The sequence below is a fragment of the Paenibacillus dendritiformis genome (assembly GCF_015845845.1).
Classification (GTDB): domain Bacteria; phylum Bacillota; class Bacilli; order Paenibacillales; family Paenibacillaceae; genus Paenibacillus_B; species Paenibacillus_B dendritiformis_C.
In genome coordinates this window covers 1-26,757 of the sequence record NZ_LDIG01000186.1, presented here as the reverse complement: position 1 = coordinate 26,757, position 26,757 = coordinate 1, and the positions used below count along the sequence as shown (strand labels likewise).

At 55.1% G+C, this 26,757-nt stretch carries 27 protein-coding genes and 4 pseudogenes; 5 read left to right on the top strand and 26 right to left on the bottom strand.

Annotated elements, in window-relative coordinates; translation table 11 throughout:
* The 17 genes and pseudogenes from ABD76_RS19225 to ABD76_RS19150 all read right to left on the bottom strand — a co-directional run.
* Positions 1–347, bottom strand: a pseudogene (locus ABD76_RS19225) (group II intron reverse transcriptase/maturase); the annotation flags it as partial.
* A gap of 627 nt (positions 348–974) precedes the next feature.
* Positions 975–1,097: a hypothetical protein gene (locus ABD76_RS30225; RefSeq protein ID WP_275100834.1), complete on the bottom strand. Its 123-nt coding sequence runs from the start codon at positions 1,095–1,097 to the stop codon at positions 975–977.
* 38 nt (positions 1,098–1,135) lie between these two features.
* Complete coding sequence (locus ABD76_RS19220; protein WP_338125149.1) at positions 1,136–1,486, bottom strand: sigma-70 family RNA polymerase sigma factor; 351 nt, start codon at positions 1,484–1,486, stop codon at positions 1,136–1,138.
* A gap of 127 nt (positions 1,487–1,613) precedes the next feature.
* Positions 1,614–2,030, bottom strand: a complete 417-nt coding sequence (locus tag ABD76_RS19215; RefSeq protein WP_168181408.1) for a phage holin family protein — start codon at positions 2,028–2,030, stop codon at positions 1,614–1,616.
* A gap of 143 nt (positions 2,031–2,173) precedes the next feature.
* A complete protein-coding gene (locus ABD76_RS19210) occupies positions 2,174–3,403 on the bottom strand; it encodes a pyocin knob domain-containing protein (protein WP_197258775.1) in 1,230 nt (409 codons plus the stop codon).
* Positions 3,404–3,479: 76 nt separating this feature from the next.
* Complete coding sequence (locus ABD76_RS19205; RefSeq protein ID WP_197258774.1) at positions 3,480–4,118, bottom strand: hypothetical protein; 639 nt, start codon at positions 4,116–4,118, stop codon at positions 3,480–3,482.
* A complete protein-coding gene (locus ABD76_RS19200) occupies positions 4,111–5,295 on the bottom strand; it encodes a baseplate J/gp47 family protein (protein WP_197258773.1) in 1,185 nt (394 codons plus the stop codon). The genes ABD76_RS19205 and ABD76_RS19200 overlap by 8 nt, the downstream gene beginning before the upstream one ends.
* The gene (locus tag ABD76_RS19195; protein ID WP_197258772.1) at positions 5,267–5,635 is read right to left on the bottom strand and encodes a DUF2634 domain-containing protein; all 369 of its coding nucleotides are present in this window, start codon (positions 5,633–5,635) and stop codon (positions 5,267–5,269) included. Before ABD76_RS19195 ends, ABD76_RS19200 begins: the two co-directional genes overlap by 29 nt.
* The gene (locus tag ABD76_RS19190; RefSeq protein ID WP_197258771.1) at positions 5,632–5,904 is read right to left on the bottom strand and encodes a hypothetical protein; all 273 of its coding nucleotides are present in this window, start codon (positions 5,902–5,904) and stop codon (positions 5,632–5,634) included. Before ABD76_RS19190 ends, ABD76_RS19195 begins: the two co-directional genes overlap by 4 nt.
* Before the next feature lie 47 nt (positions 5,905–5,951).
* On the bottom strand, positions 5,952–6,746 hold the full coding sequence (locus tag ABD76_RS19185; protein ID WP_197258770.1) for a phage protein: 795 nt from the start codon (positions 6,744–6,746) through the stop codon (positions 5,952–5,954).
* Positions 6,730–7,050: a phage baseplate plug family protein gene (locus ABD76_RS19180; protein ID WP_197258769.1), complete on the bottom strand. Its 321-nt coding sequence runs from the start codon at positions 7,048–7,050 to the stop codon at positions 6,730–6,732. Before ABD76_RS19180 ends, ABD76_RS19185 begins: the two co-directional genes overlap by 17 nt.
* A 61-nt stretch (positions 7,051–7,111) precedes the next feature.
* Positions 7,112–7,855, bottom strand: a complete 744-nt coding sequence (locus ABD76_RS19175; RefSeq protein ID WP_338125150.1) for a LysM peptidoglycan-binding domain-containing protein — start codon at positions 7,853–7,855, stop codon at positions 7,112–7,114.
* Between the two features lie 40 nt (positions 7,856–7,895).
* Positions 7,896–9,641 carry a hypothetical protein gene (locus tag ABD76_RS19170; RefSeq protein WP_197258768.1) on the bottom strand — a complete coding sequence of 582 codons (1,746 nt, stop codon included), beginning with the start codon at positions 9,639–9,641 and terminating at the stop codon, positions 7,896–7,898.
* A 164-nt stretch (positions 9,642–9,805) separates the two neighbouring features.
* Positions 9,806–10,090, bottom strand: a complete 285-nt coding sequence (locus ABD76_RS19165; protein ID WP_197258767.1) for a hypothetical protein — start codon at positions 10,088–10,090, stop codon at positions 9,806–9,808.
* A gap of 36 nt (positions 10,091–10,126) precedes the next feature.
* Positions 10,127–10,531, bottom strand: coding sequence for a phage structural protein (locus ABD76_RS19160; RefSeq protein WP_143802128.1), 405 nt, complete (start codon positions 10,529–10,531; stop codon positions 10,127–10,129).
* A 128-nt stretch (positions 10,532–10,659) separates the two neighbouring features.
* Positions 10,660–11,658, bottom strand: a complete 999-nt coding sequence (locus ABD76_RS19155) for a DUF3383 family protein (protein WP_197258766.1) — start codon at positions 11,656–11,658, stop codon at positions 10,660–10,662.
* Positions 11,658–12,134 carry a hypothetical protein gene (locus ABD76_RS19150; protein WP_197258765.1) on the bottom strand — a complete coding sequence of 159 codons (477 nt, stop codon included), beginning with the start codon at positions 12,132–12,134 and terminating at the stop codon, positions 11,658–11,660. The genes ABD76_RS19155 and ABD76_RS19150 overlap by 1 nt, the downstream gene beginning before the upstream one ends.
* A 395-nt stretch (positions 12,135–12,529) precedes the next feature.
* On the opposite strand from ABD76_RS19150, the gene ABD76_RS19145 reads away from it, so the two are divergent.
* Positions 12,530–13,000, top strand: coding sequence for an ArpU family phage packaging/lysis transcriptional regulator (locus tag ABD76_RS19145; RefSeq protein ID WP_197258764.1), 471 nt, complete (start codon positions 12,530–12,532; stop codon positions 12,998–13,000).
* A gap of 228 nt (positions 13,001–13,228) precedes the next feature.
* The gene (locus ABD76_RS19140; protein ID WP_197258763.1) at positions 13,229–13,600 is read left to right on the top strand and encodes a hypothetical protein; all 372 of its coding nucleotides are present in this window, start codon (positions 13,229–13,231) and stop codon (positions 13,598–13,600) included.
* Between the two features lie 310 nt (positions 13,601–13,910).
* Here the strand turns inward: ABD76_RS19140 and ABD76_RS19135 are convergent, their stop codons facing one another.
* From ABD76_RS19135 to ABD76_RS31010, 4 genes and pseudogenes are all read right to left on the bottom strand, one after another.
* Positions 13,911–15,542: an ABC-F family ATP-binding cassette domain-containing protein gene (locus ABD76_RS19135; RefSeq protein ID WP_197258762.1), complete on the bottom strand. Its 1,632-nt coding sequence runs from the start codon at positions 15,540–15,542 to the stop codon at positions 13,911–13,913.
* 188 nt (positions 15,543–15,730) lie between these two features.
* Positions 15,731–16,762, bottom strand: coding sequence for a DNA cytosine methyltransferase (locus tag ABD76_RS19130; protein WP_197258761.1), 1,032 nt, complete (start codon positions 16,760–16,762; stop codon positions 15,731–15,733).
* A gap of 9 nt (positions 16,763–16,771) precedes the next feature.
* On the bottom strand, positions 16,772–18,601 hold the full coding sequence (locus ABD76_RS19125) for an ATP-dependent nuclease (protein ID WP_197258760.1): 1,830 nt from the start codon (positions 18,599–18,601) through the stop codon (positions 16,772–16,774).
* A gap of 222 nt (positions 18,602–18,823) precedes the next feature.
* Positions 18,824–19,808 (bottom strand): annotated as a pseudogene (locus ABD76_RS31010) (transposase); the annotation flags it as partial.
* Between the two features lie 473 nt (positions 19,809–20,281).
* Between ABD76_RS31010 and ABD76_RS29625 the strand changes: the two are divergent.
* Together ABD76_RS29625 and rsgA are read left to right on the top strand one after the other, a co-directional pair.
* Positions 20,282–20,752, top strand: a complete 471-nt coding sequence (locus ABD76_RS29625) for a ribosome small subunit-dependent GTPase A (RefSeq protein WP_197258758.1) — start codon at positions 20,282–20,284, stop codon at positions 20,750–20,752.
* A complete protein-coding gene (gene rsgA / locus ABD76_RS19110; RefSeq protein ID WP_197258757.1) occupies positions 20,647–21,435 on the top strand; it encodes a ribosome small subunit-dependent GTPase A in 789 nt (262 codons plus the stop codon). The genes ABD76_RS29625 and rsgA overlap by 106 nt, the downstream gene beginning before the upstream one ends.
* Positions 21,436–21,583: 148 nt before the next feature.
* Here the strand turns inward: rsgA and ABD76_RS19105 are convergent, their stop codons facing one another.
* Together ABD76_RS19105 and ABD76_RS19100 are read right to left on the bottom strand one after the other, a co-directional pair.
* Positions 21,584–22,549 (bottom strand): MBL fold metallo-hydrolase, encoded by a 966-nt coding sequence (locus ABD76_RS19105; RefSeq protein WP_197258756.1) that lies wholly within the window; start codon positions 22,547–22,549, stop codon positions 21,584–21,586.
* Between the two features lie 9 nt (positions 22,550–22,558).
* Positions 22,559–22,897: a hypothetical protein gene (locus ABD76_RS19100; protein ID WP_197258755.1), complete on the bottom strand. Its 339-nt coding sequence runs from the start codon at positions 22,895–22,897 to the stop codon at positions 22,559–22,561.
* Between the two features lie 105 nt (positions 22,898–23,002).
* Here ABD76_RS19100 and ABD76_RS19095 point away from each other — a divergent pair, with 105 nt between their 5' ends.
* Positions 23,003–24,154: a virulence factor gene (locus tag ABD76_RS19095; RefSeq protein ID WP_197258754.1), complete on the top strand. Its 1,152-nt coding sequence runs from the start codon at positions 23,003–23,005 to the stop codon at positions 24,152–24,154.
* 166 nt (positions 24,155–24,320) lie between these two features.
* Here the strand turns inward: ABD76_RS19095 and ABD76_RS30450 are convergent, their stop codons facing one another.
* The 3 genes and pseudogenes from ABD76_RS30450 to ABD76_RS19090 all read right to left on the bottom strand — a co-directional run.
* Entirely contained in the window at positions 24,321–24,560 is a 240-nt protein-coding gene (locus ABD76_RS30450; RefSeq protein WP_338125151.1) for a hypothetical protein, read from the bottom strand.
* Positions 24,561–24,647: 87 nt separating this feature from the next.
* Positions 24,648–24,719 (bottom strand): annotated as a pseudogene (locus ABD76_RS31005) (hypothetical protein); the annotation flags it as partial.
* A 56-nt stretch (positions 24,720–24,775) separates the two neighbouring features.
* A pseudogene (locus ABD76_RS19090) lies at positions 24,776–26,128 on the bottom strand (ABC transporter ATP-binding protein); the annotation flags it as partial.
* Positions 26,129–26,757: the final 629 nt, after the last annotated feature.

The window sequence follows — 26,757 nt, the reverse complement described above, 5'->3', positions numbered from 1 at the left end:
TCATGGCCTCGTCTGCGCGGACGAAACCCATAGCTATGTTCGGAAAATGCAGGGTCAAACACCGGTGTCAATACTTGCGTTATTGCTTGTTGAATGAATCGGTCTGTCACGGTTGGTATGCCTAATAGCCGAACTCCCCCGTTCGGTTTCGGGATTTCGACCCGACGGACTGGACTTGGCTCATAGGTTCCCTCTTTCAAGCGGTGACGGATTTCTTGCCAGTTTTGCAGGATGTGGGCTCGTAACTCTTTTACGGCCATTCCGTCTACGCCGTGGCTTCCTTTGTTCTCCTCCACACGTTTCAGTGCAGTTAGCAAGTTTTCCCGTGACAACAGCAACTCCATCATTCGTGACATACTCCTCGCGTGAATTGTTCTTCTGTTCATGCCGCTGTAAGCTCAGCCCTTCTGGATACCCTTGCGTATTCACCGCTACTTCCCCAGATAGGTCTCCGAGAATAAAAACAGGAGATTGTCTGCCTTCATTGCTTACATTCGAAATCCAAGTTGTTCAATTCCTATAACATGTTCAGTCCTTCCGACCGTTGACGTCACAACCGTCGTACTATGACCTCTGCTGACTTCTGTATGTTCAGTCTGCCTTCACAGGCAGATTTACAGAGTTACTCTGCGTTCATACAGATCTCCCCAGGTAAGAGCGCTATCTTCCTCTCCATCTATCTGCTTCATTTACTTTCGCATGCCTTCGGCAGTAAGGACTTTGGTTTGTTTGGCAACCTCATCCAACATGCGCTAGCCTTATATGAAGTTCGTGTTCCTCAGACCGGAGATTTGCCGCCGACTTCCTTCAGATTCGACCTCACGGTCGACACCCTTGTCTTAAGCTACGGCTACTACTGCCTTCACCGTTCGGGACTTGAACCCTAGAGATAGCGCCCATGCTGGGCGCACTAAAAAAGCCGCAGCCCTCTCAGGCAGCGGCTGTCCTCATGCAAATGACTTCCTCGCTTAAGCTTATACCTCGGCATGCTTCAGCAGCTCGATCAGCTCCAGGCGAAGGCTCTGCTCCGCATCCTCCTTCGGCATGAGCATGAAGCGGCACATATATTGAATGTCGGGCTCGAAATAGCGAATCAAGCGCAACAGGGCGTCCTTATCATGCTGCCGGACCCGCCTCAGCCATTCGGCGAACTCAGCTTCTGACATAACCGGTGAAGGGATTTGCGTTTCCATTTGCTCACCGCCTGCTGGCTCAGATTCAGCTTCCTCGCAATCTGAACCTCTGTCTCGTTCTCTATATACAGGCTGTATAGAATAACCCGCCCCTTGTCGCGGGGCAGTTCCTGCAGCAATTGCCGAACGAGCATGCGGTTGTCGGCTTGCGCCGTGAAATCGGGAGCGGCGAAGGATTCCGCCCTCCATGGGATCTCGCGGTGGCGCGCCGCCTTCGCCCGGTATTGCAGCCTCCAGGCTCTGCGATACAATTCCTTGCGAACACGTTCCATAAGAGTCATCTGCGGAGTCACTTCGTCATTCCTCCCCTTCGGATAGCTGTTCAAAAGGCCCGGCATTCCGCCCCCATTCAGGCGCAGAACCATCCCTTGTGAACGCTCAGTGTAGGTCGCGGCCTTCGTTGGCGGCAGCGAACCCTGCTTATTGGTTCTTGTCGCGAATCTCGCCCTTGCCGCGCAGCACCTCAACCGCCTGCTTAATGACCGGCGGCAGCGGCACGCCCAGGCGGCCGCCATTCTCAATGATCGACAGCAACTCATTGGCCAAATAGAAAAAAATCGTCGCGTCCCGCAGCAAATGCTGGTCCCCCAGCACGCTGTCCACCTGATGCGCCACCGCCACGACGAAAAAAATAAACACCTTGCGCGCGATGCCCATCAGCCCGATGCTGCTGCGCAGCCGCCCTTCGGCCCCGGCCGCCATCACGCCCGTCACGTAATCAATCGCGACGATGATAAGCAGCACTTGCAGCAGCGCCGGCCAGCCGCCGAACAAAAACGCCGCCGTCCCGCCCGCCGCCGCAAAGGCTGACTTCAGTAATACATCCAGTCTTTCCATGTGTGAGTCACTCCTTTGCGTGAAATAGCCCTCGGAAGGTGTCCGAGGGCGTGAAAAAAGCGCCGGCTTTGGCATGGCGCTTACACTGTTATCCAAGCTATGTCTTACGAATTTACCGTTACTTACTAACAATCCACTTCAATTTAATAAACAAATAAAGAGCCTTCCATTGATATAGTTGAACGTGCCTTCGAAGACGAGGAGTATACATAACCCCATACCCCAATTTCTGAGTCTATATCAAAATCCGTAGGGATAGTCACGGTTTCTTTACGCGGTGTTTGTTGATTATCCATTCTCGAGTGAACATCAATCAACCTTTCACTGATTTTAAAATCAAGTTGGTAAATTTTTATTATAGTATCACTTGGATAATCACAACTTAAGAGCCTGATTCTTTTACCTGTTCTATCTCTTACACTAATATCGAAATTAGCATCAGATGTATCATAATAACTTCTCCACAACTCACCATAGGATGATATAAAGGGTAGAAATCTAGCCTTTTTCGTTCCTGATGGAATTTTAAAAAGTACTTCAGTCTTTGACCCGACGTTCCATATCTGAAGATAAGCCGATACATCAATAAGTTGCCCCGTTTGAATCTTTCCTATCTTCTGTACAAGCTGTTCAAATGTCTCATTCGCGGATGCCGGCACTCCCTTGGCGTTGATGGCACCCGCGATACGAGTTTTCGCGTCAACGCCAGATTGAAAAAGGTCTTGCGTCCAAGCTGTCCAACCACTGTCTGTCAGCCTGCGCATATAAAAGCGATCGGCATGCAAATCGTAAACCTTTTGCAGTACCCAGGAGCCGGGAGCATGGGTAATGACCTCAACATACCCCCAACCATGCAGGAGCGCAGGGGCATTCCCCAGATTCGTCCCCCTATAGAAACCAGTGTGTACAATGCCATTCAAATCACGATTCGTGATATCAATTGCTGCACCGTCATCACCAGATACCTTATGGCGTTGCCACGGTTTGGCATCAATATAGGACTTCGCATTCGTTTCAGCTTGGTTCCACGCCGCCCGCTCTGCCACCGTAATATGCTTCACCGCGTCAGCCGTGTGTGCGTCAAGGTCCGACTTCTTGGCAGCCCCGATGGACTCCGGCGAGATTTGGGTCAGGTCGATATCGGCGACCTTCTCGTCCGTATACGCCTTCGCCTCTCCCAGCGCCTGCGAGACGTCCTCCTTCTCGGCCGCCTTTTCCTGCAGTTCCTGCAAGGCTTCGTAGGTCGTGTTCATCTGCCAGTTCATCCAGGCGGCTGGCGGCTTGTCGAGAACCCGGTAGCCTTCTTTGATTTTGGACTCCGGCGGCCGGATGCCGGGCTGCTTCCACTCCGGAAGCGGCTTCTGAAATGCCATATGGCTCCCTCCCGTATCGAATCTATTGAAAAAGTTCAAACCATTCAAGTCTGCTTTCCCTATACAAAAACCTCTCTTACACCGGAATCGGATAATCATGACCCGGCGTATAGACATCCCCAAGCGTGCCGCCGACGGTCATCGCTTCATCGGCCAGCCCGTGCTCGCTCTGTTCCGGCTCGTCCGCCACGGAAGACAGCTCGAACGTCCCCGACAGATCCACCTGCGCCACGCGGACGCCGGCGGAGGTGACGCTTTGGACGAGGCGGACGAACTGCGCCGGGCTCATGCCGACGCGGTTCAACTGCTCGTAAGGAACCTTGACGACCTGAATCGCCGCGGGCTCGGGATCATGGGCGTCGTTCTGCTTTTCCCGGATCGCCAGAACCGACGGATCGGCATTGAGGGCCAAGGCCAGCACGCCGATAATGGAATCGATATCCCCGCTCGCATTCATGCGGGCCAGCTTGGAGCGCAGCAGGATGCGGTAGATCTCATCGGTCGCCTGCCCGCGGGGCTGGCCCAGATTGCCGCCGATGTCATCCAGCGCGGCGCCTTCCGCCTGCTCGATGCTCTTCCAGGCCGAGATGCGCTCCACCGTGGCGCGAATCTCGTTCATCTGTTCGAGCCAGACGCTCACAAGCTGGGCGAAAAGACTGTCTTCCTTGGCGATGACATCCGGCAGCAGCGCCATCACGTCATCCAGCTTAATCATCGCTTACCGCCACCTTGATCCGCTCCGGCGCCACGCGGGCCACCTCGTACAGCGGAATATCGACGTTGCCGCTGACCCAGTCGCCCGCGCCCAGCCTCACCTTCAATTCGCTCACTTCTTCAACGCCAGCCACGTTTTGAATCGCCGCCAGCAGGCGGCTGTACACGATGCGCGAACCTTGCGGCAGGCCGGTATAATCCTGCCGATCCGCGCCGACGCCGCCGATATACTGCGCGATCGCGGTGACGATGTCGTCCTCCCCGCGAGCCGGGAACGATGGCCCCGCCTTGACGACCGCTTCCACATGCGCATCCAGCAGCTTCATGCGGCTGAAGCGAACCTCATGCTCGTTCCCGCTCACATCCCGTACCTTGACGCTCTCCGTGCCGTCGGTGCCGATGCCGGCCGCCTTTTTCTCGAAAAGGGTCCTTGCAATCTGCTCCGGTTGCCCGCCATGCACATAGGCGCGAATCGACTTCGGCGGAACGCCTTCCGCGTTCGTATCCATTGTGTCGTTGACGCGCACGGCCGCCGACTTCACTTCCGGAAGCTGCAGCAGAGCCGATACGATCGCGTCCACCGTGGCGGCATGGCTGCCGTCCCGCGCCGCCCGCAGCCGATCGCGGAATTCGGTGTCATTTTCCCGCTCGCGTCCGTCGGTCATGCTGTCCGGATTCGTAATCGCCGCAATCTCCTTTACCGATGTAAGCAGCTCCGTGACCGAGCCCGCCGGAACGTTGCCGCTGCTGCCCGGCACAATCGCCGTCACCGTGACCGAGCCCTTGCCGCTCTCATCCAGTACGCAAGCCTCGTCCGTCGTGAACCAGACCCCCGACTTCGTGCCGACCTGCACTCCCGGCTGCACCGTATAATTCGGGGTTCCTGTCACCTGAACGCGCCCGTGCGCGGCCTGCTCCAGCTTCCGCCGAAGACCGTAGAACACGGCCAGGGCATCCAATTGGACGCCTGTGGCATATTGAATGTACGACTCGTGATACACCTGCTCTACATCCTCCCACAGCTCCGCCAAATGCCAGGCGAACACCTGCATCATCATGCCGAGCGGCGACGTCTCCGACATATTGATATCCTGACCCAGCCGCTTGCTCACGCCGGCCACCATTTCCTCATAAATCTCGTGATACGTCTTACGCTTCAATCCCGCTGTTGTCAGCATAGACAAACTCAACCTCCTCTCCGTCCGCGCTCGTCATCAGAACATGCGCCTGCACGGTGCGCGAGCGCGCATCCCATTCCACGGCGACTTCTTCCACCGATTGCACGCGCGGTTCATCCGCGATGCAGCGCATGATCGCCTCGCGAATGCTGTCTTCGCTTACCTGCTTGCCGACGAGCCGCTCATGATCAAGCCCCATATCCGGCGCCAAAAAATATTCGCCCAGACGGGTGCTCAGCCGAATGCGAACCGCTTGCGCCAGTTCCTCGCGCCCGTCGATCCAGGCGATATCTCCATCGGTTACCCGAATATCTCCATCATGGAGCGCCCACGTTCTCATGATCCCGCCACCTTTCCGACAATGACGCCGCCGTTCTGGCCCGCCTCGGTGAACACGACGAGGACGCGGCTCCCCTGCTCGATCACGATGTCCGGAGCCTGCTCCACAATCGGAAGCTGATACCGAATGAGGCCGGCTTCCCCGTCCAGCTCCACATCCGCCGTCCCGGACGACAGACGGACCACCGTGCCGATCTGCGCGCCCGCCGTCCCGGACATCTTATGATCGATCCAGGCTTCCAGGGCGCTGACCGCCCGATTCGTTCCCAATGCGCGCCACCTCCTTCTCCAACTGCAATTTCGCCAAAATGAACGGCCTAGATTTTGACCAAGTCCACCTCAGTCAAAAACTGCTCCGCCGATACCGTATGCTTGCCCCGCTTCACCTTGTACACGCCCTCGAACTCTTCGCTGACGAGCCGGATCTGAGCCCCCGCATGCAGCCGATAGTTCAGAAGCGATGTCGCCCGGACCCCGGCCTCTTTGTTCTCTTCATAGGACTGCGGACTGCCGATCAAACCGCTCTTCGGCGACAGCCTGACGATGGAGCTTCCGCCGCCCCCCTTGCTCTGCGCTTGAAAATAAAGCTTCCCCTGCCGCGTATATACGCCGGTCTTGCAGGCGGAAGCCGCGCGGCGAATCGCGTCCACCGGATCTCCCTTTACGATAAAGCCCTTCATATAGGCATGATCGGCTTCCAAATCTACCGGCCCATGCGGAATCTGCGCCCGAGTCAGCAGATCGTGAATAATCTCGCTCGCCTTCGTCCCCGGGCGGTACGTATGCGCCATCTCATAAAGAGATACCGCCACGTCATCCTTCACTTGAATCGTCGTGATTCTCTCGGTCTGTTCCCGCTTCGTCCGCACCTCCACGATGCGGCCCTGAAGCACCGTACCGAGGTCTTTGCCGTACCCCGCGTTCACGATGACGCGCATGCCGGTCCGAACATTCGCCAGCGTATGCTTGGACAAATTATAGATCTCCACCGTCGATTCGCTCGGCTCCTTGTCGTCGTCGAAGTCGGCGATGACGTGCATCGTCAAGTCTCCGTAGGTGAAGCGGTATCCGCCGATCAGAATCTCGCAGCCGCGCTTATATAAGTATTCCATCGTCATCCCCCAAATGAAGGTGCACGGACTGCCCCAGCGTGTCCCAAGTAATCAACTCTCCCGGATGATCGCCATACGGCACGATGACCTCCAGCGGGAACTCGCGCGTCTCCATGCTCTCGAACAAGGGCAGCCCCCACACGAGCTTCACGCCGAGCGCGAGCGGCTTATCCCCTTCGAACAGATCCACCGTAAAATAATCATGCGCCGCATTGTAGCGCACTTCGAACGTATATGTTCGTTCCCCCAAGTCCATATCGAAGGAGTAGGGAATCAGATCTTTGTCGATCCGGATGATTGCCATGCTTCTCCCCCCTTCTGTCCGCCGCCCGTCAAGCGGGGCGGGCTCTCCCAATGGGATCGCATCATTTTACGCGAATGACCGTCCCTGGCGGCGGACTCATATAGGTGCTGACCCTTTTGAAATTCAGGGCGTGCAATGCCGTTACGCTGATTCCGAATTGCTTGGCGATCGAGGGCCAACTGTCGCCGGGCTGAACGCGATACATCCGTATCGGATCGCCCTTCGCCTTCGTCTTGCTCTGGTCCGACAGCAATTTCTGCCCGGTCTGCAGCGCCACGATCATGCCCGCCTGCGCGATGCCCGGCATGCCGGAGAGCTTCATTCCGGCCCGAATCCCCGCTTCGCTGACCTGGTAGTAGGCCGCGATATCTTTGACCGATTGGCCGGGGCGCACGACATGAACGTCCGGCTTCGGCCGGTAAGCCGTGTTCCGCTTGCCGGAGCGGCTCTTCGGCTTGACGGCTGCTTTCCGCTTGGGCGGCAGCTTGTCGTACGCAATCTTGACGAGATTGACCTGCTTCAAGGTCATCGCGAACGACATGCCGTTCGCGATCGAATTGTCATGCGTCGTCCGCAGACTCGTAATGACGCAATTCAACAGCATATTGCGGCCGGTATATTGCAGCAGCTTCCCTTCATTCATCGCGGTGACGAGCCGATGCCTGTAATTCGAAGCCTGCGGCCCAATCAGCAAGCCTTCCAAATGCAGACTCACCGTCTCCCTCTGCACATGGTCGGTGACCATGCCGCCCTTCTCGATGTTATGGCTGCTTACCTGCACCGAATATTCCGGTTCCTCGGAGATAACGAACAGCTCGACTCCGCCTAACTTGCTTTTTCGCGCACTAATAGGACATCATGCCTCCTTCCGCAACCACCGGCTTCGGCATTGGCTTCGGCGGCGGCAGCTTGCTCGCGATGCTCCGCTCGAACGAACGGAACGATGCGTCGAATTGCTCCCTCGCAATCCGCTTGATCTCTTCGATCATCCGCATATCGATATAGCCGTTCACATTCAGATTCATGACCACGTTGCTGTTTGCGGTGACATCGAGGCCGCCCCGGTTCCCGGCAGGAAGTGGCGGACCGAAGCTGCCCCTGCTGCCGGAATGGATAGGCTCCGGCAATGGAGAAGGCGGAGCAGACGCCAACGGAGCCTCTGCCATCGGCCGGTACGTTCCCGCAGCAACCGCAGGCGAGGGGAGCCGGCTTTGCACGCTCAGTTTCTTCGCGTCAGGCGCGGCGGCGGGCTGTTCCTCCTCTTTTGGCAGCAAAAACTTCTCTGCCGCCCACAGCCCGGCATCCAAAGCAAGCCCGCCCAAAAATCCGGCCGGCGTGAAACGCAGAAACTTCGTCGCCTTGCTTACGGCGCGGGCGCCTTTCAGCAGCTTGCCGAACCAGCCCGTCTTCTTGGCGGCGGACGCGGCCTTGCCGACATCCGAGGCGGTTGAGGTCGAAGCGGCGATGTCCGCCATCGTCCCGGTGGCGGCTTGAACCGATTGCACGGTCTCCGCCGTCGTCTGCGCGGCTACTATCGCATCTGCGGGAGCAGCCGCGTTGCCGCCCTCCGCTTCCTCTTCCTTCTTGCGGCCGAACATATTCAAAGCGAAGTCGCCCGCTATGGCAGCTACCGTGCCCCAGGTCCCGACCTTTTTCAAAAATCCCCGTTTGGGCTTGCCATGCGTTACTTTTCGCGATGGCAGCGATGATGCTGTGCCTTGGGGAGTTGAAGAGGACGACGCGGCGGTTGTTAGCGGGGCGGACGTTCCGCCTGCTGGGGGCGGCGATGCCGGCCCGCTTTTGGCTGGCGACGCGGCCGGAGCGCCTTTGGCCGGCGGCACGGCTGTACCGCCCTTGCCCGGCGGCGCGGCGGCCCCGTCCTTGGACGGAGCGACAGCCTTGCCAAGCTCCTTCTGCCGCTGCGCTCCTTCGCCGCCGCTTCGGCCTGGAGCCCCTCTCTTCAGCTTAAGAGGCTTGCCTCGGCCCGGCTTTTTCTTCTTGTCCCGTCCTCCCCCCGCGAGGCCGGACGAGGCGCCGCCTCCACCCTGGCAGCAGCAGCATTTGCATTGGCTGCCGCCGGAGTCCCCGGTGAACAGCTTTTTCACATAGTTCACATTATCGATGACTTCTTTTACTTTTTTGATGCTGTTACTCGCGGCGTAGACATAATCTTGGGCGGTTATCGCGAAGTCGAGCGCTTTCTGCCAGTATGTTTTCTCCTCATTCCCTGACTTCTTGTCCTCCGCTTGCGCCGGGCCTTGCACCACGACCGTCGTGCTCTGAAGCGCCGACAGCGAAGCGGACAACTGCTGCCCCAGCGCATTCGGCTGGGCCGCATGCGCAAGGCTCGGCCCTCCCGGGCGGATCGAGGCCTGTCCTCGCATCATATTCGCGATCGACTTCACGTCCGACGCGATGCCGCCGATCGCCAGGGCGGGTCCGCCCCGCTTCGGTCTGGCGGCGCGTTTCATCTCCGCGATCTGCTCCTGTATGCTGTCCGTCATAATACGGAACACGGAGCCAATCTCGTCCAGCTTGCCGTTCATCGCGCGCAGCTCGCGGTGCACATTTTTGGTAATCCGATCATCCATTGACTTGCCCCCCTCCTGTCCCGTACATCCATTCCATAGCGGCGGCGGCCTCGCATAATTCCTCGATGCTCATGCCGCTCGCTTCCGCATACGTAATGCCGCCCCGGCTGTTCAGGACGACGCGCCAGAACAATTGCCGGAGCGGATTGCGGGAGATGGAATGTCTATACGCCGGATGATTCGGATTCCAAGGGCGTATCCACCATGCCCAGGAAGCGCGCGCATTCCAGCCAGAGCGGCGTCATGATGTCCGTCTTCTCTTCAAGCGCTTCCCAGCTCAGGCGCGGAGCCACAATGACATGCTGGAGGAAAAAGTCCATCGACGGCTCCAGCTTCCATCCCCCGTCTGCTTTGAGCGCCGCATCATAGAGGCGCATCAGGGCGCGGGCGCCCGGATGCTGCAGCACATATTCCTCTTGCTCGATCGTTACCGTCTGTTGCTTGCTCACTTCATTCACCCTTTCTTCCGAATCCCGATATGGAAATTAGTTCACCCGATGCGTATAATCCAGCACTTGGATTTCAAATTCGCGATCCTCCAGCTCCGAACCGTAAGCGGCCGCAGGCAGCTTTTTCACGATCGCCTGCGTGCCCCCGATCGTTTCGCCCGGCTCGTTGTTGGATTTCACCCAGATCGAGAACAGCTTCTTCTCGCGAGCCAGACGATGCAGCAGGGCAATCTGCGGCGACGTCGACATCAGCGTCAGCTTGATCGTGCCGAGCGGATTATTTTTGTGCGCGATCGCCACCTCGCCGCGCGCGCCGACATGGGCCACGCTCTGCTCCTCGTCCTTTTCGCAGGAGACGAAGGTATTCTCGCCGAATCCCGTAATATACTCGCCGTCAATGACGACGGACACTTGCTTCGCATCATAAATGCCGATACTCATGAATGTGCACCTTCCTTAAAATCAAAATTTTTTCACCCGCAAGGATGCTTTGGGCTCAAAAGCGGTTGTTCAACCGTAATCAAAAAGGCCCTTTTTTTCAGCAAAGCGGACTTTCTGACCTGCCATTCCTAGAAACGGATGACGCCGTTCACTTTCACCTGATGCACCGCCCCGGCAATCTCGAACCAGAACGATCCTCCGCGGTATTCACGGTTCGCGCGATCGCCCGGATCCACCTGGTTGCGAAGCAGGAAGGAGGTGCCGAACAGCGGCTCGCCGCTGTCATCCGCGGCAATGATGCCCATTCGGAACGACTCCAGCAGCACATTGATCACCGTGCTCTCGATTTGCGCGATGCCCGCGTCCGTATATGGAATCTTGCCGGATTGATTGAGCAGATGCTGAATTTGCATTTCCATGCGGGCGCGAACGTAGTCGCGCGCCATAATGACATCGATGTATTCGCCGGACAGCGTCTTGCCTTCGGATGTGCGGGCTTCGCCCTGCTTGTTCACATACGTAATCGCGCCGCCATCGTGAATCTCCATCAATTCGCCCGCCGTCAGCTTCAAGGGAGCGATACCGGTGCAGGTCTTGAATTTCCAGGTCACGGAACCGACATCGGCCGAGCCGACCGAGCCGACGAGCGCGGCATCCGGGTAGGCGCTGGCATCGGTATGATAGAACGCGACCGTGCGGTTGAACCCGGCGGCCTTCAACGCTTGCAGCTTCGTCTTGTCGGACACGCGCGTCACGAACAGGCGGTAGTCCTCCTTCTCCAGCTCCTGCGCCAGCGCCGTAACCGTCGCTTCGCTGTTGTCAGGGGAGAGCAGATAGTACCAGCCCGCATCCATGACGGAACGGAGACGCTCAGCCGCGTCTTCCTGCTCATCGCATGCCGCAATCGCGATGCGGGCCGGAGAACGGTCCCCTTGGCCGAACAGAGCCGCGGCCATCTTGTACTCCGCCGTCGATTCGGCGAAGTCCGCCTGGACGGCCTTCAAATCTCCGTACTCCTTATAGGCCGAGCCTCCCGCCTTCTTGCCGAGAATGAGCGGCATGCCGAAGGACAACCGTCCTGTCGGCTTTTGCAAATCAATCGTCACTTGAACATCCTGCATCGTCATTATTCCTTCATCTCCTTCAATGTCATATGAACCTTCTCAATATGGCCGGGACTTGTCCGGGCGAACGAGTCCCGCATGCGCAGCCGGACGCGGATCTCCAGTCCGTGAACCGGTTCCGCCACCCACTGCGCGTCGCTGACATGAACCAGCGCGGCCGACAAGCCTTCCAGCTTGTCTACGCCCTCGGTCCACAGCCAGCCGATCGCCTGGCGGCATTGCTCCATCGCCGTCCACGGATCGGGCGAACACCAGACCATCTGCCATTCCATCTCGACCAGTCTGGTCAACGGCCCGGTCATATCCCGGTGGCGCTGCGAGCGATCCGCGTACGGCACGGACACGCGATACAGCAGTCTGCTCTCGTCAGGCTCCTGCCCTTCCCCCGATGCCTGCAGCGGCAGCGGTTCGAGCGGGAGTCCCGCGGACTGTGCCAGCGGCTGCAGCCACTGCTCGAAATAATCGCGATACACAATCAAGCCATCTCTCCCCCCTCTCATCGGCAATAAAAAAACCGGCATCAATGCCGGCATGGTTGCGGAGCGAGGAGCAGAACAAGGGAAAATTCGGTGCCTCTGGCTTCTTTGCCCCGCACCCTGTCGTCCGCCGAATGCGTGTCCCTTCTGCTCAACTCGTCCACAATAGCATTATAATACGGAGAACATATGTTTGTTTTATCGTTTTTTTATAGAATAGCAACAGTATTTATAAAACGTTATTTTAAATAAATTAACGAACATTTGTTCTTGTTTTGTGGTATAATGAATCTATTCTCATCTATTCATGAATCTGTCGGCGGGAGGCGCAGAATCGGCAGGCTCATTTTCATAAGACAAGGATGTAACGCAACACATTATGGAGGAGGACATTCTATATGGAAGACCGGCAATTCACTATCCCTTCGTTCGATTCCTTCGATCCGAAGGCGGCCAAGCGGTTCATGGAGGAGACTTTCGCGAAATACCGAATGTGCAAAGTGATGCGGTATGCCGTGCGGGAAGCGGCGGTCACGATGAAATATGAAGCGAAGGAGCATGGCGCGACGAACCGGGTCGGCGATCCGACCGGCAGCATCGCCGCGCATAATGCGGACAAGGCGAACGAATGTCTCGCCTTCTGCGAAGTGATCGAATCGCTCGTCGACCAACTGGAGCCGGACGAGCAGCTCCTCATTCGCGAGCGGTATATGAAAGGGGCGCGCGTCACGGACATGAACGTGTACAGCTTCGCCTTCGATCCGCCGATCAGCGCGGTCACGTACGGCCATATCCGCAAGCGGGCGTTCCAGAAGCTGCTGCACGCGTTTCAGTATGTATTCCCGGGTTACATGAAAAATAACTGCTAGCGTGTCCCTTAATCACTTCCTTATAATACTATAAAAAGTATTAATTTGTAACTTTAGCACTATATTTTCCAGTAATTAATCCCCTTTTTCCCATTGACTAAATTTGTTATGCTGGTCAGTGAATGAAAAGGGGGATAAAGATTGAAAAAGAAAAAAATCTTGTTAACTTTACTCTCTACTGTAAAACGGGAACCTGATGGTGTAGAAAAGCGGGGAGGGTGAAAATGAATGAGTAATGTAAAAACTTCCATCGTTATTGGCGGGATAGTCACCGCTTGTTTGGTTGCGGGCATCATGGTCTCGCAAGCTTCACCACCGGAATCAATACAACAAAAAATCGAGAACGGAACGGCTCCTATCTCCTATCACGAGCCGATGTCGGTCGGAACGCCTTCAGAAGTGCAGCTCAAGCTGGAGCGGGCCTGGAAGAACGGCGTAGAGCGGCTTCAACGGTTCGGCCAGACGAATAGTGAGGCTGGTATGCTGTCGATCTCTGGATTCCAACCGTTTAGCGCTTATACGAATTCTTTGGATACATGGGAAATTATCGATAGCGGAGACATCGACATCAAGTTTACTAATTTTTTTGCCTTTCGATGAAGCCCAATCATTCAATCGGGCCCTGTTCAGCGATGAACGCAAAAAATCGCTGAAGTACGGCGATGTCTTCCCGGCTGTCCTGCTTAGTCCAGATCAGGATAAAGCCCTCTTATTCTGGCAAAGGGCAAACGACAACTGTGTCTATATCCCGCTCCACTCCCAGACGGACGAGAAGGGAGCGCGGACATGGAGCAGCGGCAATGTGATCGAACTGCCTTGGGATCAATAGTCATTCCATACAAGAAATAAGCCCGGATCGCCTGGTTTCCCAAGTCGTCCGGGCCTTTCTTTTTCCGATGAGGCTTGCTTCTTACTTCTTGCTCTCTTGCGGATACATCTGCTCGCGCAGCGCCTTGATCTCGTCGCTCTCAAGATATTCGTCGAACGTCGTCACTCGGTCGATGATGCCGCTCGGCGTAATCTCGACGATGCGGTTCGCGATCGTCTGCACGAACTGATGGTCATGCGATGTGAACAGCATCGTGCCGTCGAAGTCGATCAGACCGTTGTTGAGCGCGGTGATGGACTCCAGATCCAAGTGGTTCGTCGGCTCGTCGAGGATGAGCACATTGGCGCCTGCCATCATCATTTTCGCGAGCATGCAGCGCACCTTCTCGCCCCCGGACAGGACGCTCGCCTTCTTCAACGCCTCTTCGCCGGAAAAGAGCATGCGGCCCAGGAAGCCGCGCAGGAACGTCTCGTCCTGATCCTTCGAATATTGGCGCAGCCAATCGACCAGATTGTCTTCCACCCCGTCGAAGTAAGCCGAGTTATCCTTCGGGAAATACGCCTGCGACGTCGTCACGCCCCAGGTGTACGTGCCGGCATCCGGCTCCAGCTCGCCCATCAAAATCTGGAACAGCGTCGTCTTCGCGAGGCCATTCGGTCCGACAAACGCGATCTTGTCGCCTTTGTTCACGACGAGATGCATATTATCGAGCACCTTCTCGCCCTCGACCGTCTTGGTAAGCCCTTCAATCGTAAGCAATTGCTTGCCGGCTTCCCGCTCGGACTTGAAGTTGATGAACGGATATTTCCGGTTCGACGGACGGATATCGTCGAGCGTAATTTTGTCGAGCATTTTTTTGCGGGCGGTCGCCTGCTTCGACTTGGACGCATTCGCGCTGAAGCGCTGAATGAACGTCTGCAGCTCTTTGATCTTCTCTTCTTTCTTCTTGTTCTGTTCACGCGCCATCTTCAGCGCCAGTTGGCTCGATTCGTACCAGAAATCGTAGTTCCCCGCATACAGCTGGATCTTGCCGAAGTCGATATCGGCGATATGCGTGCACACCTTGTTCAAGAAGTGGCGATCGTGGGATACGACGATGACGGTGCCTTCGTAATCCATGAGGAAATTTTCCAACCAATTGATCGACTCGAGATCCAAGTGGTTCGTCGGCTCGTCGAGCAGCAGGATGTTCGGACGCCCGAACAGGGCTTGGGCCAGCAAGACGCGGACCTTCTGATTGCCGTCCAGCTCCGACATCTTGTCGTCGTGGAGATTTTTGGGAATGCCCAGCCCGATAAGCAGCTCGGCCGCATCCGCTTCGGCTTCCCAGCCGTTCAGCTCGGCGAACTCGCCTTCCAGTTCACCCGCGCGCATGCCGTCCTCTTCGCTGAAGTCGGCCTTCGCATAGAGTGCATCCTTCTCCTTCATAATGCTGTACAGCCGCTGGTGCCCCATAATTACGGTCTCCAGCACCGGAAATTCATCATATTCATAATGGTTCTGCTTCAAAACGGACAAGCGGTCTCCCGGAGTAATATGAACCTCCCCGTTGGTAGGCTCGATTTCGCCGGATAATATTTTAAGAAATGTCGATTTACCTGCTCCATTCGCGCCGATAAGACCGTAGCAATTGCCCGGAGTGAACTTGATGTTCACATCCTCGAACAAAGGCCGCTTGCCGTATCGGAGCGTAACGCCGGTTGTACTAATCATGGCATTCCCGTCCTTTAACACGCAATTTATCATTCAAATGACTATTATAGCACACTATGGCCGGTTATGCCTGCTTACGTCCCTGATGCAATTTCAATCCACTGCAATCACTGAAAAACATGAAAAATCGCCTCCCTCTTCCGTCAACGAAAGCGGGTGGCGACGTAACATTTAGAAAGTACGGACATTTATTCTGTTGAGGCATCATAATTCAGTAGGCTTTTCAAATAAAGCGCTTGTATCTCGGAAAATTTGGGTGGAAATGAATTCCCGATCATTTGAGCCAATTCACCTTTTGAAATATCAGTAGGAAATTTATAATCATTCGGAAATGTTTGCAGCAATGCAGCTTCTCTTGCCGTAATCGTTCTATCCTCTACAGGGTGCAAAAACCTTCCTTTAGATGGATTTAAGCATCCCCCCGTTATTGTAGAAGAAACTTTGTCCCAACTTAACCGACCATAAATATCCGAGAAGCCTACACCTTCCTTTTTATGACATTCCAACCAATACTCCTGTGGGAGATCTCTCCTGCTACCTCCGTTTTTAGGAATCAGAGAAATGATTTTCTTCACTTTTTCACTATGTTTTGATGTTACTTTGTGCAATGGGTCTGTACTTTCCTCTACGGGAGGGAGTTCTGATATATAATCTCTCACTGTAGTTCGTGTGTACGCTTTATCTGAAGGAATCGACACTTTTCCTAGTGTAGATCCTAAAAGTACTAATCTTTTTCTCCGTTGGGGAACCCCATAGTCCTCCACATTAACTACTTTATAATCGAGATGATACCCCAACTCCTTTAGTCTATTCACTGTTACTTTAAAATAATGATAATTTATAATGCCTGGGACATTCTCCATCATCACAAATTTAGGTCTAAGGCCCTCGACTATTCTTAAAAAATCAAGAATTAAAGTGTTTCTTTCATCCTCTACAATATTCCCTCGATTTCGAGTGCGAACGCTCGAAAAACCTTGACATGGCGGACATCCAGCAACTAAAGTAATATTTTTTTCTGGGACCGAGTTTAAAATATCTTCAATGCTGATGTTTCGAATATCTTCTTCTAATAAGCAAGTTTCTGGATGATTCATTTTATAAGCTTTAGCCGCATTTTTATTGATTTCAATTGCTGACACAACGTTTACTCCCGCTTGTTTAAGTCCTTGAGTTAAGCCACCGCAACCCGCAAATAGATCTATTGCAGTAAAACTCATAAATTAGGATCACCTCACTACCAATTGCTGACCGTTCACTATCCCCATAAACTCTTGTAGAATATCTCTAATCTCTCTTTGAGACTCATCGTTCTTCTCTATCCACTTCTTGATAAGCATATCTTCTACAAAATGAATTGATCCAGAAGCTGTATTCCCCGTTAAAGCCAGAGCGGTTTTGGAAATTTTACATTTATAATTTGACTCCGTTAATATTTCACTCAAAAAACTTGGACTTTGAATACTTACTAGTTCGGATACATGTTCCTCATCCCAAATAATTTCTTCAGGTGTGTTTTTGGGAAGAAATCGCACACATCGCTCACAGAAACGAATATACTTCTTTTGCGCTTCAATAAGTTGATCCACCCTCTTTCCTCCATCGCCTCCATCTTGAGGAAAATGAATATTCTCTCTGGTAAAATTCCAGATTTCATTCTGAAGAAAGTTTGGATCCTCTGCTTCCCCTACAGTTAATCTATCTAAATCTACAATTCGATCAGCGTATCTCTGATCTCCATCAAGCAACACAAAATTTTTATTATTGTTTACTTGCGCATAGTTTACTATGAAATTTCGTTTTATGTAAGACGCTCCACCTGGGGAATAAACCACATTAAAATTACTGAGCTGATGAGGATTGTTTTTAATTACACTAAGGAGTATTTTTTTCGCAAGCTCATCCTCCACATGTATTCTGGCATTATCATATTTTGAAGACGAACCTAAATCTTTAAAAACTTCGCTAGGATAACATTCATCCATAATATCAATTTTACTCGTATCCGGATTTCTGGAAAATCTTTTAATCGCCTCTTTCGGCATCCCTTCCGTAAACACAGGGGAATGTGTTGACATCACGATTTGATGCTTTCTCACTTTGATTTGTTTTAACAGAAATAGCAATAATCGTTTTTGAGCACCAGGGTGCAATGATACTTCTGGTTCATCCAACAGAATCAAACTGTTTGGTTTAGCCCTCAGAATTGTGTGAACCAAAATCACTATTGCTATTTCCCCACTACCTGCATGGGCTTCTGAATATGAATATCCTTTTTTCTTCCATATAACAGATGTTCCCCATCCTTGAAACAGCTTATGTTCTATTATTTTTATGTCTACGTAATCTTCTTGTAAAATAAATCCGATTTCCTGAATTTCCTCCTCTGTTAGTTGAATCGGTCTTCCATTCTGCTGTACTCCACGAATGCTATTAATTTTCTCAGTCTCAATAATATTCTTTAGTTCTGCTGATTTTAACCTTAGGTAATCTTGCTTTGACTTTGACTTTAAATTCTTCATATCCCCGAAATAAAAAAATTTATCAAACGCACTTAATTCTTTTCTAAAATCAATATACACGCATTCTTTTTCAATTGGATTGGAACGTTGTTTACTTGTATCCATATGATACTTCGCTCTAGGGCGCGAAGTTTCCCAATATTCCTGGCTATCACGATTTTTATGATGGATCCTATGATATAAAACAGTATGTTCATTCTTATTGCGAATATAATCATAGAAATAACAATGTCGTTCCTGAATATCTCCGCCAAAATCCTCAATAGGATCTAGTTGAGATGAAAACCAAAATTCTGATATGTTTTTCCCTTTAGGAGCTCCATAAAGAGCATGCAGTACCGAACTCTTTCCCGACCCATTTTTCCCAGATAAAATAGTTAAAGGAACTTTAAAATTAATCTCCGAATGAAAAGTAAAGTGTTTAAAAAATGGAAATCTTATTCTAGTAATATAATTATCAAAAGCACCGTTACGTTTCATTTCACAAACCGTAGATATTGTTTTCTTGATATTATTCTCAATTTCCTCCAATTCCAAGAATAGCCCTCCAATCTAAAGTGAGAAAAAATCTATTTTTTCCAATTTTACTCGAAGAGTGTTCAAGCGGCGTATTAGTCGCTCACAAATTTATACTATTCCTATTATAACGGACACTAAGAAGTCATTCACCCTATAACTTAACCCTGAATTTCGAAGCCCATAACATCAAGGTGAGGTATTGAAGCAAAGAGAATTTGAAATGTAAACTTTCTATGTGGTCCGACCGATAGAGAATCCGTTTTGGCTTCCTTTATATAATTTCCATGCAGCAACGCTGATTGTAAAAGCGCCATAATTGAATCGGCGCCCATTCCAGATTGGTTACGATCACTGCGTATTGCAGCGTATTGCCAGTCCGTGTCCAACACTAATCGGCTTTGCTCGTCTTCGAAAACTTGTGCTTGTGAATACTGGCGACGCGGCAATCCTTTTTCCAGGACGTTGCTTTGTAGAACATGGTAATCTCTTCGATGATCCAGTCTTCGTCGACGTAACACGTCCAATATCGGCAGGCCTGGACTTCTTTGGCGAGGCGCTCGGTCCATTTGAGCTTGCCGACACATAGCTGATTTCTTTGCTTACCCACATGCTCTACGAACCTTCGACGCCGCCCCCTTTGGCAAATCATGCATACTTCACCCTTCGCTCGCCGAGGAGCTCGAAGGTTTGTTGCAAGAAGTCGGCAGCGTTGGTAGAAGAGTGCATGTTGCCTTGCCGAAGCTTAGCGGTCAGATTTAACGGGGTTGCCCCTCAAAGGCCAGCAGTGGATAGTTTTACGACCGGGCTTGTTTCGAGTTTGTCCCTTTGACCGCGCCCCTCTGGTCGCCGTATACCGACTCTACTGTAGAATCCGGATCGAGAATGATGTCAAAGGGCAAACAAGGGCGGTTGATCTTCGGATTAAGCGCCCGCAGCTCGGTTTCCAGTTGCGGACACGACCAGCCTATTCTTGTACAACAGGCTATGATGTGGGCATGGTCCGCCCAGGAAACGGCTTAGCAGTACATCATATTTACGAAAATAAAAAATCCATTCGCAGCAGAGAATCCAGCCCAGAATGAGATAGAGCATTATTCGATTGGACATAGGCCAGAAAGACTTTAACGCCTCCGAAGCTCGTTACGTTCTGTAGAGATAATTCACTCTTGATTTTGCTAATGGCTGAGTTCCTCTCTTTGGGTGATGTTGTGCGAGCAAACACCATTCTACCAAAGATTCGGAGCCCTTTTCACGTTTTATAGAGTCGTACTTTCGAGTTTTCTACCTAAATGTCCTGTAACGTTGCTTTCTTTCCACTTCTCCAGAACAGGTATCGACATGAAGTACTAATCCTCGAGAGAGTCACTTTCCCGAACGACTTGGCTACTTCAGAGCCTGACTTCATATCAGCCTATATTCGGCGTTTCTTTTACCGTATTTTTCCCATATAATATAACTATCTGCAAAAGAAAGCGAGGGATGTTATATGTTGAATTCATCTGTATATAACGTTCGGGAGGAACGAGCAAGCGCCCGGCGCTTCGGCATGATTCAACTCTAACCCAAGCGTCGGCCCGCCTGATACCGTGCTCCCGAATTTGCTGCCGCTACGTCGTTTGTCCCTGCATGGGACATCGTTGGTACTGCAACGCAAGTTCATTTTATGCGGCATTGACCGCACCGAAGGAGATATCAGGCTTGAACGAAACCGATAGCTATTGCAACACCCGTAATGACAATAAGCAACAACGCCATGAAATACACGGAGCTACCCTGAACGGCGATATGTTGGCCGGGCTGGCCAGCCTCGGCTGGGACAGCCGCTGGACCGAGACGTGGAGCCAGTGGTTGAACGGGCTCAACGAAGCGGCGCAGCGCCGCTATGCGGGCGGACTGGTGCCGGCGCGCGTTTTGCTCGCGCACAAGCATCTGTACCGCATCGCCGGCCCCGACGGCAGCGAATGGATCGCCGACGTATCCGGCCAGGCGCGCAACCGGATGACGGCCCCGGCCGACTGGCCGGCCGTCGGCGACTGGGTTGCCGCCGCGCCACGATTGCGGGCGTGCTGCCGCGCCGCAGCCTTTTCGCGCGCAAGGTCGCCGGCAACCGCCCGGAGGCGCAGGTCGTGGCGGCGAATGCCGATGTGGCGCTGCTCGTCACGTCGATGACCACCGACTTCGAGCCGCGCCGGCTGGAGCGCTACGCCGCGCTCGCCTGGGACAGCGGCGCCATGCCGTTCATCGTGCTCACGAAGGCCGATGCGGCCGGCGATGCCGACGCCTTCATCGCGCAGGCCGAGCTCGCCGCGCCGGGCGCCGACGTGTTCGCGGTGTCCGCGCTAACCGGCGCCGGCCTGGAACGGCTGCGCGCGCGGCTTGCCCCGGGCACGACGGTCGTGCTCGTCGGCTCGTCCGGCGTGGGCAAGTCGACGCTTGCCAATGCGCTTGCCGGCGGCGAACGGATGGCGACGCAGGAGGTGCGCGTCAGCGACGGCAAAGGGCGGCACACGACGACGCACCGCGAGCTGCTGCCGCTCGAAGGCGGAGCGTGGCTCATCGACACGCCCGGCATGCGCGAGGTCGGCATGACCGCCGCCGACCATGACGGCTTGTCCTCGGCCTTCGAGGACATCGAGGCCTTGGCGGCCGCCTGCCGCTTCCACGACTGCGCGCACGGCGACGAGCCGGGCTGCGCGGTGAACGCCGCGATCGCCTCCGGCGAGCTGGAAGCGGGCCGCCTCGCCAGCTACCGCAAGCTGCTGCGCGAAGAGGCCCGGATGCGCCGGGAGGAGAAAATCCGCTTGCGTCGCCTGGAGGCGAAGGGCGCGAGGAAGCCGGGCAAGCGCCGCTAGGCGGGAGCGGACCGTCCGTCCGCGAAGCTGGCCGTCCGCCCTGGCGGGCGGCTTCGCCTTCCCGCCGGACAAGTCCCCCATGATCAACAAAGCCATCTGCCCCAGGCGAAGCGCCTTGGCAAATGGCTTTTTCTCATGGATTACATCTCTATTGTCTTCCGGGCCACGTCTCTCCGAGCGCCAGCAGCTTGACCTTCGACTCATCGAGCTTCCGCCGCAGCCGCTCCGCCTCCAGCCGATCGAGCGCTTCCTTCGGCGTGTCGTCGGCCAGCTTGAAGGCGCCGTAATGCATCGGGATCATCAGCTTCGCGCCTACATCCTCGAATGCCTGCAGCGCTTCCTCCGGCGTCACATGCTGACGGGACATGAACCATTCCGGCTCATAGGCGCCGATCGGGAGCAGCGCGACATCGATGGCGAAGCGGCGGCCAATCTCCCGAAAGCCCCGGAAATATCCGCTGTCCCCGGCGAAATAAACCGTCTCCTTCGCAGGCGGCCGTTCTCCCGTCTCCACGGCTTCGACTTCCACTCGTTCCAGCACATACCCGCCCCAGTGGGAGCGGTTCATATCGGACAGCGTCCGCCGCGTCCAATGCTGGGCCGGCACGAAGGTCACCCGGACGGAGCCGATCACGAGCTCCTTCCACCATTCCAGCTCGACTGTCTGCGGGAAGCCTTTGCGCACCATTTTCGCTTTGAGTCCACCCGGCACGACCAGCAGCGTACGCGGGCCCGCCAGCTTGCGAAGCGATCCCATATGCAAATGATCATAATGGGAGTGCGAGATGAGAATGACATCAAGCGGCGGCATCCGATCAATCGGAATTCCGGGCGGAGACAACCGCTTTTCCATCGCCATGCTCGCCGCCCATACCGGATCCGTGGCGATATTCAAGCCGCCTATTTGGAGCAGAAAGGTGGAATGCCCGATCCAGGTGATGGACAGGCTGCCGTCATTGGCATGCAGCCGGGCGAGATCCGGCTCCACCTGCGGAACGACATAAGAATAATCCTTCTGCTTCAGCCGCACTTTGCGTTCGGCGCGCCAACGCCGGAATTGCTTCCATGCTTTTTCTGTCGATACATTGTCCATATTCGTGTAATAGCGCTTCATGGCACCACCTCATTTGCACACCAAGTATTCGTAAGCCTTGCCGTTCGACGTGCAGCAGCAAGGAAGGGGCCGGGCAAGAAAAATGATTCTCGTACTAGAATAACAAATCGGTCCCGCGAACTCCAATTCGCGCCCGGCTCGGCCTGTCGTCCGGCGATCCCCAACCGAAGCCGCCGCTCCCCCTTCCGCGCCGCGTGCGGCCAGGCGCTGTCTGCCTCTATCGTATGCGCAAGCCGCAGCGCCGTCTATCCCCGTCCGCCAAAAGCAGCGAACGCCCATGGCGGGCCGGTCGCGGCATGCCGCTGCCGCCAAGCGCTCTTTCTTTATTTTTAACTCAAATTCATCCATTCCAACCTTATGCCGGACGAAATGCATGTCTGATGGGCGCATTGTTCGCGGCTATGCCTTCATGTACAATGGAGACATACCAGAACAATGCAGGAGGTGCCGTCAATGCAATTGATCACAATCGAACCGACGCCGAGTCCGAACTCCATGAAGCTTCATCTGGATGAGACGCTGCCGGCGGGCGTACGGCGAACCTACTCTGAAGAGAACCGCCGCTCCGCGCCGCCGATCATCGGGCAGTTGCTCGATATCGAGGGCGTGAAGAGCGTTTTTCATACCGCGGACTTCATCGCGCTGGATCGCTATCCGAATGCCGATTGGGCCCGCATCCTGGCCGATGTGCGGGATATTTTCGGGCAGCCGCAGGAAGAGAGCGGGCAGGGCGAGGAATGGTCGGCCTGGACCTCCTTCGGCGAGGCGCAGGTCTATGTGCAATATTTCCGCGGCATTCCGATGCAGATTCGGGTGCAGGCGGATAACCGGGAGGAACGGGTCGGCCTGTCCGAGCGCTTCGTGAAGGCCGTCACCGAGGTCGCCAGCGCCACCTTGATCAAGGAGCGCAAGCTGAGCGACTACGGCATCCGCTATGGCGAGCTCGCCGATATCGCGCGCGAGGTCGAGCAGGAGCTGGAGGCCGCATATCCGGAGGAGCGGCTCGCCTCGCTCGTGCGCCAGGCGATCGAGAAGGCGAAGAGCGATGAGCCGTTCATCGAGGAGCGCCGCGAGCTGACGGAGGAAGAGCTGGTCGCGCGCCTGAAGGACAGCGATTGGCGCGTGCGCTATGCGGCGCTCGATCGGATGGAGCCGGAGGCCAGCCGCCTGCCGCTGCTGGCGGAGACGCTCCGCGACCCGCAGAGCCAGATTCGGCGCCTGACGGTCGTCTACCTGGGCGAGATCAAGACGCAGGAATGCCTGCCGCTGCTGTTCGAAGCGCTGCGCGATGCCTCGGTCAGCGTGCGCCGCACAGCAGGGGACACCTTGTCCGATATCGGCGATCCGGCGGCGATCGAGCCGATGATCGAAGCATTGAAGGACAAGAACAAGCTCGTCCGCTGGCGAGCGGCCCGGTTCCTCTACGAAGCGGGAGACGAGCGGGCCGTGCCGGCGCTGGAGGAAGCGGTGAACGACACCGAGTTCGAAGTCGCGCTGCAGGCGCGCATGGCGCTCGAACGGATTCGCTCCGGCGAGGAAGCCGTCGGCACGGTCTGGCAGCAAATGGCCCGCCTGCGCGATCAATCCGAAGCCGAACGGTCCTGACACGAAGCCGGGCTGCAGCATCTTGCCAACGGAATAATCGAAAAACGGCACGGCGTGTGTATCGTTCACGTCAACGATACACACGCCTGCCCCACAGCAAAAGACGGTATCCAGAGCGGATACCGTCTTTTGGTTCATATCCCGACTCTGCACCCTTGGTATCGGCTCAAAGTCCCGGCGACGGGGCCACTGCCGCCTCTTCCGGATGCAGCGTCGAATGGAACTGCGTCGTGTACAGCGACGCATAGCGCCCTTCCCGCTTCAGCAGCGCTTCATGCCGTCCCCGCTCCACAATCTCGCCCTCTTCCACGACGAGAATCTGGTCGGCGGAGAGGACCGTGGACAAGCGGTGGGCGATGACGATGGTCGTGCGCCCCTGCATCAGCTCGGACAGGGCTGCCTGCACATACGCCTCCGATTCGGAGTCCAGATGGGACGTCGCCTCATCGAGAATAAGGATGCGCGGATTTTTGAGAATGGCCCGCGCGATGGCCAGCCGCTGCCGCTCCCCGCCGGAGAGACGGTGCCCCCGCTCGCCGACGACGGTCTCATAGCCTTGCGGCAGGCCTCCTCCAGTTCGGCCTGCGTCGCGCTGTCCTTGGCGATTCGCAGGTTATCGGCCACCGTCGCGTGGAACATGAACGATTCCTGGGTAACGTACGCGACCTGGGCGCGCAGCGACTCCAGCGTCACGTCCCGCACGTCATGGCCGTCGATGGAGACGGTGCCTGAAGTTGCGTCATACAGGCGGCCGATCAGGTTAATGAGCGTCGATTTGCCTGCGCCGCTCGGCCCGACCAGGGCGACGACTTCGCCGGGCTCCGCCCGGAAGCTGATGCCGCGCAGCACCTCTCCTCCGCTTCCATAGCGGAAGGTGACACCGGCGAATTCCACCGCGCCTTGAACCGTGCCCAGCGTCTTCGCACTCGGCCGGTCCTTCACCTCCGGCTCCATATCCATATACTCGAAAATGCGATGGAACACGCCCATCGCGGTCACGACCTCGACATGCAGATTCAGCAAGGTCCCGAAGGGCTGATACAGCCGGGACAGATAAGCCGCGAAGGCGACAATCGCGCCAATCGTCATCGGGCCGTATATGACCTGGTAGCCGCCGTACATATAGATGAGCGCCGTGCCCAGCGGCCCCAGCGTCGAGACGAACATGAAGAACCAGCGCCCGGCCAGATTCAGCTTCACTTCCAGTTCCTTCACCTTGTTGTTCTGTTCCTCGAAGCGGGCTTGCAGCGCCGCCTCGCGCCCGAAGATGCGGCTCAGCATCGCGCCCGACACGCCGAACACTTCCCCCAATTGCGCGGACATATCGGCCCGCACCTTCTGCGTCTCCGCGCGCAGCCGCTTGCGATACCCCGATACTTTGCGCACCGGGATCATCGATAACGGCAGAATGACGACCGCCATTAGAGCCAGCTTCCAGTCGAGGGTGAACAGGATACCGATCGTCGTGCAGATGATGACGATCTGCGTGAGCGAAGAGACGGCGACGTTCGTGACGACATTCTGTATCGCGGCCACATCATCGGTCACCCGCTGGATCACCTCGCCGGAGCGGGCGGCGGTGAAGAAGCCGACCGACTGCCGCTGCAGGTTGCGGAACAGCCCCTGCCGCAGATCGGACATAATATGCTGCGTCACGAGCGTATTCAGATGGCTCTGCAGCACGCCCAGCATCCCGCTTGCGATCGGCAGCCCCACGAGCAGGGCGGCGGAGGTCAGCAGCAGCGACATGTCCTTGTTCGGGATGGCGACGTCGATAACGCGCTGCATGACGAGCGGCGGCAGCAGGCCGATAACGGCGCCGGAGAGCGCCAGAAAAACAATCAAAAAAAGCCGGAGCAGATACGGTCGGAACAAGGCCCCGATCCGCTTGAAGGACACGTCCTTCACCGAGACGCGCGGCTGCCCCTTCGCATCCCGGATTGGAGCCGGGCGGGTGCCCCACCCTTGGTACATTCAGATTCCCCCTCATCATCCGGCTTCTCTCTCCATGCACGCCGGTATATGTCTTTCCTTACACTGTCACCTTTGTAGTACTGTGAGGTTGATTCTATTATAATCGCAAAATGTTGGTTAGGAAGAGATTGCCCATAGAAAAAAAGGGGGTGTTACGGGTAGCTCGTGGCACGATGCCTCAAAAATCCTGCGAAAATACAGGATTCTCTACCGCGCCTTCTTTTGAAAAAAGAAATCCTGCAAAACTGCAGCAATTCCCCCCACTGCGGGGTGAAATGGAGACGAAACGGACAAAATCCTGCATTCCTGCCACTAGCGTTGCATCGAGCGGTTAGTTCATAATCTAATTTCAATTAACATCTATATATGATATATATTTACATCTGCAATGTCCGCGCTAAGTCTAAAAAAGTCGAGCTGGAAATAGACCCTGCGCGTTATCCATTATATGTAAAATCATTTTTCGTTTGTCATTACCTCACAATCAGTTTCGGTTTCATCGACTTCGTTGCCTTTTTCGGACGTCTCCCATTTCGCTTTGGTCGTCCCCTAGATGTTCGGGTCGGCTTGCGGTTGAGTGCAGCGATCAAATTTTCCCATGGTTTTTCCGCATAGATGCGAATCAACTG

Excerpts from the sequence above, each read along its gene's own strand:
- ABD76_RS19215 (WP_168181408.1), bottom strand. The coding sequence starts at position 2,030 with ATGGAAAGACTGGATGTATTACTGAAGTCAGCCTTTGCGGCGGCGGGC.
- ABD76_RS19210 (WP_197258775.1), bottom strand. The coding sequence starts at position 3,403 with ATGGCATTTCAGAAGCCGCTTCCGGAGTGGAAGCAGCCCGGCATCCGG.
- ABD76_RS19205 (WP_197258774.1), bottom strand. The coding sequence starts at position 4,118 with ATGATTAAGCTGGATGACGTGATGGCGCTGCTGCCGGATGTCATCGCC.
- ABD76_RS19200 (WP_197258773.1), bottom strand. The coding sequence starts at position 5,295 with ATGCTGACAACAGCGGGATTGAAGCGTAAGACGTATCACGAGATTTAT.
- ABD76_RS19195 (WP_197258772.1), bottom strand. The coding sequence starts at position 5,635 with ATGAGAACGTGGGCGCTCCATGATGGAGATATTCGGGTAACCGATGGA.
- ABD76_RS19185 (WP_197258770.1), bottom strand. The coding sequence starts at position 6,746 with ATGGAATACTTATATAAGCGCGGCTGCGAGATTCTGATCGGCGGATAC.
- ABD76_RS19180 (WP_197258769.1), bottom strand. The coding sequence starts at position 7,050 with ATGGCAATCATCCGGATCGACAAAGATCTGATTCCCTACTCCTTCGAT.
- ABD76_RS19170 (WP_197258768.1), bottom strand. The coding sequence starts at position 9,641 with ATGGATGATCGGATTACCAAAAATGTGCACCGCGAGCTGCGCGCGATG.
- ABD76_RS19160 (WP_143802128.1), bottom strand. The coding sequence starts at position 10,531 with ATGAGTATCGGCATTTATGATGCGAAGCAAGTGTCCGTCGTCATTGAC.
- ABD76_RS19155 (WP_197258766.1), bottom strand. The coding sequence starts at position 11,658 with ATGACGATGCAGGATGTTCAAGTGACGATTGATTTGCAAAAGCCGACA.
- ABD76_RS19145 (WP_197258764.1), top strand. The coding sequence starts at position 12,530 with ATGGAAGACCGGCAATTCACTATCCCTTCGTTCGATTCCTTCGATCCG.
- ABD76_RS19140 (WP_197258763.1), top strand. The coding sequence starts at position 13,229 with ATGAGTAATGTAAAAACTTCCATCGTTATTGGCGGGATAGTCACCGCT.
- ABD76_RS19135 (WP_197258762.1), bottom strand. The coding sequence starts at position 15,542 with ATGATTAGTACAACCGGCGTTACGCTCCGATACGGCAAGCGGCCTTTG.
- ABD76_RS19130 (WP_197258761.1), bottom strand. The coding sequence starts at position 16,762 with ATGAGTTTTACTGCAATAGATCTATTTGCGGGTTGCGGTGGCTTAACT.
- ABD76_RS19105 (WP_197258756.1), bottom strand. The coding sequence starts at position 22,549 with ATGAAGCGCTATTACACGAATATGGACAATGTATCGACAGAAAAAGCA.
- ABD76_RS19100 (WP_197258755.1), bottom strand. The coding sequence starts at position 22,897 with ATGGATGAATTTGAGTTAAAAATAAAGAAAGAGCGCTTGGCGGCAGCG.
- ABD76_RS19095 (WP_197258754.1), top strand. The coding sequence starts at position 23,003 with ATGCAATTGATCACAATCGAACCGACGCCGAGTCCGAACTCCATGAAG.